Annotated in this window: 10 protein-coding genes and 1 pseudogene; 10 read left to right on the top strand and 1 reads right to left on the bottom strand. The window is 40.6% G+C overall.

The annotated features are described in order from the left end of the window. On the bottom strand, positions 1-811 hold an 811-nt coding region (locus J7E63_RS11230; RefSeq protein WP_215012042.1), incomplete at its 3' end, for a multicopper oxidase domain-containing protein. Between the two features lie 195 nt (positions 812-1,006). Here J7E63_RS11230 and J7E63_RS11225 point away from each other — a divergent pair. The 10 genes and pseudogenes from J7E63_RS11225 (at position 1,007) to J7E63_RS11180 (ending at position 13,513) form a co-directional block, all read left to right on the top strand. Continuing rightward, positions 1,007-1,375: an ArsR/SmtB family transcription factor gene (locus J7E63_RS11225; RefSeq protein WP_215012034.1), complete on the top strand. Its 369-nt coding sequence runs from the start codon at positions 1,007-1,009 to the stop codon at positions 1,373-1,375. Continuing rightward, a complete protein-coding gene (locus J7E63_RS11220; RefSeq protein WP_215012032.1) occupies positions 1,368-3,503 on the top strand; it encodes a heavy metal translocating P-type ATPase in 2,136 nt (711 codons plus the stop codon). Before J7E63_RS11225 ends, J7E63_RS11220 begins: the two co-directional genes overlap by 8 nt. Positions 3,504-3,599: 96 nt before the next feature. Then, positions 3,600-4,538, top strand: coding sequence for a cation diffusion facilitator family transporter (locus tag J7E63_RS11215; RefSeq protein WP_215012030.1), 939 nt, complete (start codon positions 3,600-3,602; stop codon positions 4,536-4,538). A gap of 176 nt (positions 4,539-4,714) precedes the next feature. Continuing rightward, positions 4,715-5,449 (top strand): annotated as a pseudogene (locus tag J7E63_RS11210) (urease accessory protein UreH domain-containing protein). Positions 5,450-5,720: 271 nt separating this feature from the next. Further along, complete coding sequence (locus J7E63_RS11205) at positions 5,721-6,005, top strand: YhdT family protein (RefSeq protein ID WP_215012028.1); 285 nt, start codon at positions 5,721-5,723, stop codon at positions 6,003-6,005. Continuing rightward, positions 6,002-7,453, top strand: coding sequence for a sodium/pantothenate symporter (gene panF, locus J7E63_RS11200; protein WP_215012026.1), 1,452 nt, complete (start codon positions 6,002-6,004; stop codon positions 7,451-7,453). Before J7E63_RS11205 ends, panF begins: the two co-directional genes overlap by 4 nt. Before the next feature lie 106 nt (positions 7,454-7,559). Continuing rightward, the gene (locus J7E63_RS11195) at positions 7,560-7,799 is read left to right on the top strand and encodes a DUF2198 family protein (protein WP_251033484.1); all 240 of its coding nucleotides are present in this window, start codon (positions 7,560-7,562) and stop codon (positions 7,797-7,799) included. A 220-nt stretch (positions 7,800-8,019) separates the two neighbouring features. After that, positions 8,020-9,999, top strand: coding sequence for an excinuclease ABC subunit UvrB (uvrB, locus tag J7E63_RS11190; protein ID WP_215012022.1), 1,980 nt, complete (start codon positions 8,020-8,022; stop codon positions 9,997-9,999). A gap of 7 nt (positions 10,000-10,006) precedes the next feature. Next, the gene (gene uvrA, locus J7E63_RS11185; RefSeq protein WP_215012020.1) at positions 10,007-12,880 is read left to right on the top strand and encodes an excinuclease ABC subunit UvrA; all 2,874 of its coding nucleotides are present in this window, start codon (positions 10,007-10,009) and stop codon (positions 12,878-12,880) included. 318 nt (positions 12,881-13,198) lie between these two features. Continuing rightward, positions 13,199-13,513 (top strand): magnetosome magnetite crystal formation protein family, encoded by a 315-nt coding sequence (locus J7E63_RS11180; RefSeq protein WP_088089577.1) that lies wholly within the window; start codon positions 13,199-13,201, stop codon positions 13,511-13,513. The last annotated feature ends 25 nt before the right edge of the window (positions 13,514-13,538 follow it).

Here is a 13,538-nt window from a genome sequence, read left to right as displayed (position 1 = left end):
AGGAGTTTAGTAAGTCAAACTCAGTCAAATTGCTTAAATAGATGCGGACAAGTTCATCCTTCTTGATTTTAATTGGATGATTCATAAAGGCAAAAGCGTACCCATTCACCGTATAAAATTCGTTTGCACCGTCTAAATCTAAATCAAAAGCATTCATGACCATATTCAATTCTAGTGCAGGTTCCCTTGGAGTTTTTGGATCTATAATAAAATTACCGTATAACCCTTTATGAATATGTCGTCGTAACGGTAGAACATGGCAATGATAAAGTTGTAAGCCATATGGCTTTGCTTCAAATTCATAGGTAAATGATTGACCTGGAGCGATAGGATCTAATCCATCCATGTCTGGTGGGTGAATCCCATGAAAATGAATAGAGTGTGGATGACTCCCTCCATTTATAAAATGAAAGCGTAAAAGATCCCCTTCGGTGCAACGGAATGTGGGACCTGGAATCGTCCCATTATAGGTCCATCCTGGAAACTTAATTCCTTTTGCAATTTCTATTTCCTTATCAACTGCTACAATTTCATATTCACGCATAGTCCGACCATCTAATAGTTTGGTTACTCTTCCATAATCAAACTCAGTTAAAAGACGTTTAGCCATCTTATAACCTTCTGTTTTTGAAGAATCATACATGTTTGAGTGATTTGCAGAATGATTATTGTGACTTGTTGTTTTTTCTTCTGCATGAACCACTTTGGAATATGGGGCTACTTTACTTAAATAAACACTCCCAGCTATCCCTAATGCTCCTGTAGTACCTATTTTTAAAATATCTCGTCGAGAAATTTTTTTGTCTGACATGCTTTTACCTCCTCCTAAAAAGTTTCCTCGCTGCAACTTTATTTGTCTGTGTCAATACTCTATTTTAGAGACATTCTTTCTGTCAATAGAAAATTTATAATTTTATGATAAAACATTCAAATAAATATTTGACCATTTTTTTGAACCAACATATACTAATAATCAAATAGACGTTTGAATAATGGTGGTGAAATAATGAAGCACGATGATGTATGTGAAGTAACCTGCGTGGATGAAGACAAAGTAAAACGTTTAAAAGGTTCTATTTCAAAGCAAGATACTATGTCTGTATCACAAATATTCAAAGCCTTATCAGATGATACTAGAATAAAAATCGCCTACGCCTTAAGTGAAGAAGATGAATTATGTGTATGTGACGTAGCAAACATTGTAGGAAGTTCAACAGCTACTGCATCCCATCATTTACGACTTCTTCGTAATTTAGGATTAGCCAAATATCGAAAAGAGGGCAAATTAGTATTTTATTCATTAGATGATGATCATGTAAGACAATTGATAAAGATTGCATTTGAACATCAAAAGGAGGTGAAATCTAATGAGTAACGCTTTAGAAGTATCCAATGAAAAAACCGTTTACCGTGTACAGGGATTCACCTGAGCGGGCTGTGCGACAAAGTTCGAAAAGAACGTACAACACCTGGATGGTGTTGCTAATGCAAGTGTAAATTTCGGTGCATCTAAACTTACAGTTTTTGGTGAAACAACTATAGAGGAATTAGAGAAAGCAGGGGCCTTTGAAAATATAAAAGTCATTCCTGAAAAACAAAAATTTGAAGAGAAAAAAGAGCCGTTTTTGAAAAAACATTCATCTGTTATCGCCTCATTGGTTTTCTTGATCATTGGGTGGATGTCAGGACAAATGTATGGCGAAGAGAGTACCTCATCGATTTTAGCGTACGGTGCTTCTATTTTAGTAGGCGGTCATCGCCTGTTTACGACAGGATTGAAGAACTTATTACGTCTAGAATTTGATATGAGAACCTTGATGACAATAGCGGTAATCGGAGCAGCAATAATCGGTGAATGGGGAGAAGGAGCAACAGTTGTCATCCTGTTTTCCATAAGTGAGGTTCTAGAATCCTATTCAATGGATAAAGCCAGACAATCGATTCGTTCCTTAATGGATATTGCTCCAAAAGAGGCGTTAATACGAAGAGGTAATCAAGAATTTACAGTAGAAGTGGACGATATTCGGATTGGGGATATTTTAATTGTAAAACCAGGACAGAAAATTGCCATGGACGGAAAAGTAGTTAATGGATTATCCGCTGTGAATCAAGCTGCGATTACAGGTGAATCTGTTCCGGTTTCGAAAACCATAGATGATGAAGTGTTCGCAGGAACACTAAATGAAGAAGGACTGCTTGAAGTAAAAGTTACTAAACATGTGGACGATACGACTATTGCAAAAATTATTCACCTTGTAGAGGAAGCTCAAGCAGAAAAGGCTCCATCTCAAGCATTTGTCGATCGCTTTGCCAAGTATTATACACCTGTCATCATGTTCATATCGCTGTTAGTGGCCGTACTTCCACCACTTTTATTTGATGGGGACTGGAGCAAATGGGTTTATCAGGGTCTTGCTGTATTAGTGGTTGGTTGTCCTTGTGCTCTAGTCATTTCCACTCCAGTGTCCATAGTTACTGCGATCGGTAATGCTGCACGAAACGGGGTTCTGATCAAAGGTGGGATTCATTTAGAGGAAATGGGGGCCATTAAAGCCATTGCCTTTGATAAAACAGGTACCTTAACAGAAGGAATACCTGTTGTAACGGATTATCTACCTCAACCAAATTCGAATTCGAATGAACTACTTTCCATTATCGCTGCTTTAGAAAATGGTTCTCAGCATCCTTTGGCTTCAGCAATCATGAAGAAAGCAGAGCAGGAAAACTTACCTTACCAAGATCTTGTGATCGAAGACTTTTCTTCCATTACAGGTAAAGGCATCAAAGGTAGGGTCAGCGGTAAAATGTATTATGTGGGAAGCCCTAATTTATTCGATGAGATCCTATCAAATGGAATTCCAGCGAATTTAAAAGCTACCATTTCTGACCTGCAAAATAAAGGTAAAACAGTGATGGTTGCAGGTACTTCAACTGAAATATTGGGACTACTCGCAGTTGCAGACGAAGTGAGAGGGAACAGTAAATCAGTTATACAGAAACTTCACTCATTAGGTATTCAAAAAACCATCATGTTAACGGGTGATAACAAAGGGACCGCCAATGCGATTGGAAAGCAAGTAGGGGTTTCTGAAATACAAGCAGATCTTTTACCTCAAGATAAATTAACCTTTATTAAAGATCTAAGAAACAAATTTGACCGTGTGGCAATGGTTGGAGACGGTGTAAATGATGCACCAGCTCTAGCTGCATCCACAGTCGGAATAGCGATGGGTGGAGCTGGAACGGATACAGCAATTGAAACAGCTGATATAGCTTTAATGGCAGATGATTTAGGGAAACTACCATTTACGTTAAAACTAAGCAGGAAAGCATTATTTATCATCAAGCAAAATATCACTTTCTCATTAGGAATTAAACTTTTAGCATTATTATTAGTGATTCCAGGTTGGTTAACCCTGTGGATTGCGATATTCGCAGACATGGGAGCAACTCTTATTGTGACTCTTAATGGTTTGCGACTTCTCCGAGTAAAAGACAAATAAAATTGGGCTTCCCAAAGTGGGAAGCCTTTTAATGGAAGGGTACAACAAGCAATTGAGCATGCTTGTCATAATAAAATTTAAGTAGGAGAGATCTGAATGGGACATAATCATAGCCATGGTCATAACCATGGTCACGGTCATGGACATAGCCATAGTCATGCACCAGCCAATTATGGCTTTGCATTTGGATTTGGGATTATTTTAAACACCATATTTATTATGGTTGAAATTATTTATGGTATCCTTGGGGATTCTTTAGCACTGCTTGCGGATGCAGGACATAACATAAGTGACGTTCTAGGTTTAATTATTGCTTGGATTGCCGTTTGGTTAGGAAAAAAAGCACCTACTAAAAAGCGGACTTATGGATATAAAAGAAGTTCCATCTTAGCTGCGCTATTTAATGCTGTTTTTTTATTAGTAGCAATTGGTGCTATTGCCTGGGAGGCTATCCAACGATTTTCTTCTCCAGAACCAGTTGCAGGAAAAACTGTTATCATCGTAGCAATCATTGGTATTGTGATTAACACTCTTACGGCGTTACTTTTTATGTCAGGAAGGAAGAACGACCTAAACATTCGGGGAGCTTTTATGCACATGGCTGCAGATGCCTTAGTTTCACTTGGGGTAGTGATTGCAGGACTTATTATTCTTTTTTCAGGATGGCAATGGCTTGATCCTCTAGTAAGTCTTTTAATTTCAATTGTCATTCTATTTGGTACGTGGGGATTATTAAAGGAATCCATTAATTTGTCATTGGATGCTGTACCAGAAGGCATTGATATTAATAAAATTAAGGATTACTTAAGTGGTTTACCAACGATTTTGGAAATTCATGACCTGCATGTTTGGGGAATGAGTACGACAGAGGCTGCCCTAACCGTTCATATAATTCGATCTGAAATAGATGATAATGATGAGCTACTTCAAATATTAACAAAGGAATTGCATGACCAATTCGGCATTGAACATGCCACTATTCAAATTGAAAAAGGAACATATAGTTGTTCCTTGCAACCTGAAGGTACAATATAACACTAAGACAATGATGGGTTTGACGATAGGAACTATGGGGTATGGTGCATTTTATGAATTACTTACGGTTAAGTAAGAAGAATATAATAAAGTTATAGAGGTTGGTTATTCTCCATAATTTCTGCATCACTTTATGTTAAGCTTTTGTGTATCAACTATTGATTTAAGGTGATTAAATGTACAGTATATTAAGTCAATTTAGCTCATTTGTAAGTAAACCGTTTTCCAATATAGCCTATAGCTTAGAATCATGGCCATTAGTTTTTGCGTTTATCCTAGGACTTATAGGAGCTCTTGCACCTTGTCAGCTCACAGGTAATATTAGTGCTGTAACCCTTTATGGTAGCCGTTCGATTCAAAAGAAAATCGCTTGGAAGGATGTTATCTTTTTCACTTTAGGGAAGGTAGCAGCATTTTCTTTATTAGGTGTTTTGGTGTGGCTGCTCGGAAGGGGATTTGAACAAAATCTTACGTTATATTTTCCTTGGCTTCGGAAGAGTATGGGCCCATTATTAATTATCGTCGGGTTGTTTATGTTGGGTTTTATAAAATTAAAAGGAACATTAAATTTATTATAGGGATCAAAAGAATACAAGAGTGAAAATCCATTCGGTTCTTTTATGTTAGGATTTAGTTTTTCACTAGCATTCTGTCCGACTATGTTTCTACTATTCTTTGTCACCTTAATGCCTGTCGTATTGTCTAGTGCCTATGGGTTTATGCTGCCTCCTATATTTGCAATTGGAACGGCTATTCCACTTTTGATTTTTATTTTTATCATTTGGTACCTCGGTGGTAGTGGAGTGATAATGAAAAAAGGGAGGAAGTTTGGAATGGTGATACAAAGGATTGCTGGGATTCTGATGTTACTTTTAGGAATTTTTGATACATTAACTTATTGGTCTTTATAACCCTGATACAAAACAAAAAAACAACGAATGAGAATCGTTGTTTTTTTATTTTGTAAGTATTATTAAATAAAGAAGTTTATTACTATTTAGGATTGTTGCATCATTCCCAAATTTACATATGGCATCCCTTATTTTCTAAATAGAACGGAAACTTTACGCAAGGGGATAGATTTTTATATGATATTTTGATTGTTTTCAATTGGTTATTTTTTCATTATTGGTTAAAATAACTTGATGATGTTAGAGAGAATTTTCACCCAGGAGGAATCAAATGAAAAAAAGCAGCAATCCACTGGACAAGCGTTTCAAGATCGCTCACAGAGAAGCCCTAATTGGAATTATTCTTGTTTTGATTAATTTTATCTGGTGGTACGGTTTTGCCTATGGGCTTGGTTCGGCCAAAGTAGAACAATATTCGTACATATATGGTTTGCCAGCATGGTTTTTTTACAGCTGTATTCTTGGCTTTATTGTTATGGTTATACTCGTTATATTTTCCGTAAGAGTTTTATTCAAGGATGTTCCCTTTGAAGTGGAAGAGGGGGAAAACAAGTGAACTGGGCCGTCATTACACCTTTACTTATTTTCTTATTGATTATCTTCGCTGTTGGGATGTGGTCAAACAAATTTGTTATTAAATCTAGTTCTTTCTTGGAGGAGTACTTTTTAGGGGAACGTCAAATGGGCGGATTCATCCTGGCGATGACGATGGTTGCGACGTATGGAAGTGCAAGCAGCTTTATCGGAGGGCCCGGGGTTGCCTATACGCAAGGATTAGGCTGGGTCCTGCTTGCCATGGCCCAATTAGCAACCGGTTATTTTACATTAATGGTATTGGGGAAGAAATTTGCGATTATATCCCGTCAGTACAAGGCAATCACCTTAATTGACTTTCTAAAAGAGCGCTATAAAAGTAAAGCGGTCGTGTTATTCTCAGCCGCAAGTATTATCATCTTTCTGTTTTCATCGATGACCGCCCAATGGATTGGCGGAGCACGTTTGGTAGAAAGTTTAACAGGCTTGCCATATACGACTGCTTTATTAATCTTTGCTTTTTCCGTCCTCGTCTTTGTTATTGTCGGCGGCTTTCGTGCGGTTGCGATCACAGACACAATCCAAGGTGTGGTCATGTTTGGGGGAACTTTAATCCTTCTCATTGCAACGATTAAAGCAGGTGGAGGAATCCCGAAGATCATCTCAGATTTAGCAACGGAAAATCCTAATTTAATCAGTCCCTATGGTGCGGAACGTAGTTTAACTCCATCTTTTGTTTCCTCCTTTTGGATTTTAGTAGGAATTGGTGTCGTCGGCTTGCCGCAAATTGCTGTCCGAGCGATGTCTTATAAAAATTCAAAGGCCATGCATAGTGCGATTATTATTGGAACCATTGTCGTCGGTTTTATCATGCTGGGTATGCATCTCATTGGCGTGTTCGCAAGACCTGTTCTGCCAGGTGTGAAAATCGGCGATACTGTTATGCCTTTGTTATCGATGAAAGTACTGCCGCCCTATGCTGCGGGCATCGTTCTCGCTGCACCGATGGCAGCCATCATGTCGACGGTGGACGCTCTATTAATTTTGGTTAGCTCTGCTCTTGTAAAAGATGTCTATTTAAATTACATTAAGCCGGATGCAGGGAACGACCTTGTGAAAAAGGTTAGTTTCAGCGTGACGGCGATAATTGGAATTGTGGTCATTCTGTTCTCGTTAAGTCCACCTGATTTAATCGTTTGGCTGAATCTGTTTTCTTTTGGGGGACTCGAGTCGGTCTTTATTTGGCCGGTTATTTTAGGATTATATTGGAGAAAGGGCAATAAATACGGGGCAATCACTTCGATGGTTTTAGGGATGGGTTCTTATATTTTATTAGATCAATTTTATCCAAATGCATTTGGGTTTCATACGGTGGTCCTCCCTATTCTGCTTTCTCTCCTGGGATTCGTGGTAACTAGTTTATTCACACAGCAAAACGAAGGTATGATCAATGTTAGAATGGAAAAATAAGCTAAGGCGCTTCGAAAGGCAGTTCATGTATCATTTTTGTTGCAATTATGTGCAATAATTTCTAGAATGAACTAACAGAAATTAATGTATGAATGAGGTGTACTCATTGGAAACCGTTATTCGATATTTTTCAGCACTTATTCTTCCAGGGCTGCTGGTCTTGCTTTTTACAAGGGTTACTTACAACCGGGTCATCGGTCTAATTTTAACCGTTGCCCTGATTGCTACTTCAGTATATAAAGGGTATACCAACACATTTGTGCTCATCGTAGTGGATGCCTTCTCGTTAACAGCAGGGTTTTGGATGGCAGAAAAAATGAAGCAGAGGGCCATTAATAAGAGTTAATACATTCGAAGTTTTAGTGAGTCTGTCAGGAAAATGGCAGGCTTTTTGTGTTGAAATTTAAAAAAACGAATATTCGTTCGCATATTATTGGTTTGTTTTTAGGTGAATGTGGTAAAATGTTAATATGAATTTTAGTGGATACACTTGAAAGCAACCATCCCGGTCCATTAACAAGGTACATATGCTGAAAGTGATTGATATTTCGGGAGGGGGAATATTTGTGAAGGACCAATTTGAATTAGTTTCAAAGTACTCGCCACAAGGGGATCAGCCCGAGGCAATCAGACAACTAGTCGAGGGTATTCGAAACAATAAACGCCAGCAGACGCTGCTTGGCGCTACAGGTACGGGTAAAACATTTACGATTTCCAATGTGATTAAAGAAGTAAATAAACCTACCCTTGTTATCGCCCACAACAAAACACTAGCTGGACAGCTCTACAGTGAGTTTAAAGAATTTTTCCCAAACAACGCAGTCGAGTATTTTGTCAGCTATTATGATTACTTTCAGCCAGAGGCTTACGTCCCACAGACCGATACCTTCATTGAAAAAGATGCTAGTATCAACGATGAAATTGATAAACTGCGGCACTCGGCGACATCTTCCCTATTCGAACGGAAAGATGTGATTGTGATTGCCTCTGTTTCCTGTATTTATGGATTAGGTTCTCCTGAAGAATATAGTGAAATGGTGTTATCGCTTAGAACGGGTATGGAAGTGGAACGCAATCAACTATTGCGTCGATTAGTCGATATCCAATACGACCGAAACGATATCGATTTCAAGCGCGGAACTTTTCGTGTCCGTGGCGATGTTGTTGAGATTTTCCCTGTTTCTCGTGATGAACACTGCATGCGTGTCGAGTTTTTTGGTGATGAAATCGATCGGATTCGTGAGGTCGATGCATTAACAGGAGAAATCATTGGGGAACGAGAACATGTAGCGATTTTTCCAGCTTCCCACTTCGTTACAAGGGAAGAAAAGCTGAAAATAGCGATTGAAAATATTGAAAAAGAACTGGAAGGTCGTCTGGAAGAACTGCGAGATGAAAATAAATTGCTCGAAGCTCAGCGACTTGAACAGCGGACGCGTTATGACCTGGAAATGATGCGTGAAATGGGTTTTTGCTCAGGGATTGAAAATTACTCGCGCCATTTAACCTTAAGGGATGCGGGCTCGACACCTTATACACTGCTTGATTATTTTCCAAAGGACTTTTTGATGGTGATTGATGAGTCGCATGTTACCTTGCCGCAAGTGAGAGGGATGTTTAATGGGGATAAAGCGCGGAAACAAGTGCTTGTTGATCATGGCTTCCGTCTGCCATCAGCGCTTGATAACCGGCCGTTAATGTTTGATGAGTTCGAAAAGCATATCCAGAATATCATTTTTGTTTCGGCTACACCTGGACCATACGAGCTTGAGCATACGCCGGAAATGGTGTCGCAGATTATCCGCCCGACAGGACTTTTGGATCCAACCCTTGAAGTCCGTCCAATTGAGGGGCAAATCGATGACTTGATTGGTGAAATTCACGAACGGGTTAGGAAAAATGAACGTGTCCTTGTAACGACTTTGACGAAAAAAATGTCCGAGGACCTAACCGATTATCTAAAGGAAATCGGTATCAAAGTTCAATATTTGCATTCGGAGGTTAAGACACTCGAACGGATTGAAATTATCCGAGAACTGCGTCTCGGCAAATATGACGTTCTTATCGGAATTAACCTGCTCCGAGAAGGACTGGATATACCAGAGGTTTCGCTCATCGCGATTCTAGATGCCGACAAGGAAGGCTTCCTTCGTTCCGAACGGTCGTTAATCCAAACGATTGGCCGTGCCGCCCGGAATGCCCATGGACATGTCATCATGTATGCAGACAAAATCACGAACTCGATGGAATTAGCGATAAGTGAAACGAAACGCCGTCGTTCCATTCAGGAAGAATATAATCGCAAGCATGGAATCACGCCAATGACGATTCAGAAGGATATTCGCGATGTCATCCGTGCCACCCATGCAGCGGAAGATCAGGAAGATTACAAACCAGCGGCATCGTTCAGTAAGATGTCGAAGAAAGAAAAAGAAAAACTAATTGCCACGATGGAAAAAGAAATGAAGGTCGAAGCCAAGGCGCTTAATTTTGAACGGGCCGCTGAGCTTCGTGATTTAATATTGGAACTTAAGGCGGAAGGATGACGTTACAATGGCAATGGAAAAACTGATTGTGAAAGGCGCCAGAGCCCACAATTTGAAAAATATAGATGTCACCATTCCGAGAGATAAGCTTGTTGTACTGACGGGACTTTCCGGCTCAGGAAAGTCCTCGCTTGCCTTTGATACGATTTATGCAGAAGGACAAAGGCGCTATGTCGAATCCCTGTCTGCCTATGCGCGGCAATTCCTTGGCCAGTTGGATAAACCGGATGTGGATGCGATTGAGGGTCTCTCTCCGGCAATCTCCATCGATCAAAAAACAACAAGCCGGAATCCTCGTTCAACGGTCGGTACGGTGACAGAAATCTATGATTATTTACGGTTATTATTTGCGAGGGTCGGACACCCAACCTGTCCGATTCATGGAATTGAAATTTCTTCGCAAACAATTGAGCAGATGGTCGACCGTATTTTAGAATACCCGGAACGGACCAAAATGCAAATCCTAGCACCTGTTATTTCAGGCCGTAAAGGATCACATGTGAAGGTATTCGAGGATATTAAGAAACAAGGATTTGTCCGTGTCCGTGTGGATGGGGAAATGATTGACCTTGGTGATGACATCGAACTTGAAAAAAACAAAAAGCATTCGATTGAGGTTATTATCGACCGGATCGTTGTCAAGGAAGGGGTTTCGGCAAGGATTGCCGATTCGCTCGAGACCGCTCTGAAACTGGGCGAAGGTAAGGTTATTGTTGACGTTATCGGACAAGAAGAGCTGTTATTTAGTGAAAATCATGCCTGTCCGCACTGTGGTTTTTCAATTGGAGAACTAGAACCGCGGATGTTTTCCTTCAACAGTCCGTTTGGCGCCTGCCCTGAATGTGATGGGCTTGGCTCTAAGCTTGAAGTCGATCTCGATCTGGTCATTCCTAATCGTGATTTGACACTAAAAGAGCATGCGATTGCCCCGTGGGAGCCAACAAGTTCTCAATATTATCCGCAGTTGCTTGAGGCTGTATGCAATCATTTCGGAGTGGATATGAATACCCCTGTTAAGGAAATCCCTGAACACTTGATGGAAAAAGTCCTCTATGGGGGCGGGCGTGAAAAGATTTATTTTCGCTATGAAAATGATTTTGGCCAGATTCGTGAGGGTAATATTGAATTTGAAGGTGTCATCCGTAATGTTGAGCGCCGGTACAAAGAGACAAGCTCTGATTACATCCGGGAGCAAATGGAAAAATACATGGGCGAGCAGGCATGTCCAACCTGTAAAGGCTACCGTTTGAAAAAAGAAACTTTGGCTGTCCTAATTAATGGCCGGCATATTGCCCATGTTACCGACCTTTCGATTGAAGAAGCAAATCAATTTTTTGCAGAATTAGACCTTTCAGAAAAAGAAATGCAAATTGCCAAATTGATTTTCCGTGAAATTAGTGAACGGCTAGGTTTCTTAATTAATGTTGGTCTCGATTATTTAACACTGAGCCGGACAGCTGGTACGCTTTCAGGCGGGGAAGCCCAGCGGATTCGCTTGGCCACACAAATCGGTTCGCGTTTAACGGGTGTCCTATATATCTTGGATGAACCGTCAATCGGACTGCATCAGCGGGATAATGACCGCTTAATCGGGGCATTGCAAAACATGCGCGATATCGGCAACACCTTGATTGTCGTCGAGCATGATGAGGACACCATGCTTGCTGCCGATTATTTGATTGATATCGGCCCCGGTGCCGGGGTGCATGGTGGTGAAATCGTCTCGGCTGGTACACCGGCTGAGGTGATGGCTGACCCGAATTCACTGACAGGTCAATATCTATCAGGGAAGAAGTTTATTCCGCTGCCACTCGAGCGCCGCAAACCGGATGGACGTTTTATTGAAATCAAGGGTGCTTCTGAAAATAACTTAAAAAATGTCAATGTGAAGCTGCCGCTTGGTATGTTTATTGCAGTAACAGGTGTATCGGGGTCAGGAAAAAGTACCCTAATCAACGAGATCCTCCATAAATCACTTTCACAAAAGCTGCACCGTGCAAAAACAAAACCTGGTGAACATAAAAGCATTAAAGGAATTGACTATTTAGAAAAAGTCATCGATATCGATCAGTCGCCAATCGGCCGAACACCGCGCTCGAATCCTGCCACCTATACCGGGGTTTTCGATGACGTCCGTGATGTGTTTTCGAACACAAACGAAGCGAAGGTCCGTGGCTATAAAAAAGGCCGCTTCAGCTTTAATGTGAAGGGTGGACGCTGCGAGGCGTGCCGCGGTGATGGGATTATCAAAATTGAAATGCACTTTTTACCCGATGTGTATGTACCTTGCGAAGTCTGCCATGGCAAGCGTTATAATCGCGAGACCTTAGAAGTAAAGTACAAAGGAAAAAACATTTCAGATATCCTCGATATGACCGTGGAAGCTGGTGTTGAATTTTTTGAAAACATTCCAAAAATCAGCCGCAAGCTGCAAACCATTTATGATGTTGGCCTCGGATACATTAAATTAGGGCAGCCGGCGACAACTTTATCTGGAGGAGAAGCGCAGCGCGTCAAGCTCGCTTCTGAACTGCACCGTCGCTCACAAGGGAAATCCTTTTACATTTTAGATGAGCCGACAACAGGTCTTCATGTCGATGACATTTCACGTTTGCTCATTGTGCTGCAGCGATTGGTTGATAATGGCGATACTGTGTTAGTGATCGAGCATAATCTTGATGTCATTAAGGCAGCAGATTACCTTGTCGATCTTGGACCTGAGGGCGGCGACAAGGGCGGAACGATTGTGGCTACCGGAACACCTGAAAAGATAGCCGAAGTTCCTGAATCATATACGGGCAAGTACTTAAAACCAATTCTTGAACGTGACCGGTTACGAATGAAACAGGAAATTGAAGATAAGAGTACCATAAAAGCTTAGGTAGTAAAGAGGAGCCGAAATTCGGAGGGATGCCTTCTGAATTCGGTTCTTTTTTATGAGCTGAACTCCGGGTAAATGTGGGTTTGGCGGAATTACGGCTGGAATCAGCGGAATAAGTTTGAGAGTTCGCGGAATAAATAGTGAGGTGGGCGGAATAAATTAAAGTTTGCCGGTATTCCGGGTCAATTCAGCGGAATCTAAACCAAAGAGCTGCCTAATTCAAACGCCAACCAAGAAGGCACCCACTTTTTCTAAAAATATACGAAACTTTCTCCTCTCCCATTTCGTAAATAAAAGATAAAGGAGTTGGGCGCAAAAATGGAAACGAGAAAGGTTCTTTCAAGCTTGTGCTATTTTAGTATTTTTTTCGCTGGGTTCATTTTTCCGCTGATCGTGTTTATCGCGACGGGAGATGAAGTCACAAAAAGACATGCCAAAAAATCACTACTATCGCATTTAATTCCACTCATTCCAACACCATTTATTGTATTCGGTATCTACTATGATTTCGCCACTATTCAAGACAGGGTGCCTGCTTTTACGATTATAAGTATGGTTGTCCTTTTGATTATCTGGCTTGTTGTCGTCATCTGGAACATTATCAAAGGCGTAAAGGTCTTAGTTTCTGAATAAGCATAAAGTGAGACAAATTTATGAT

This window comes from Bacillus sp. ISL-75, from assembly GCF_018613095.1.
Note: the sequence above shows the minus strand (reverse complement) of the source record. Positions and strands in the feature narration are given on the sequence as shown.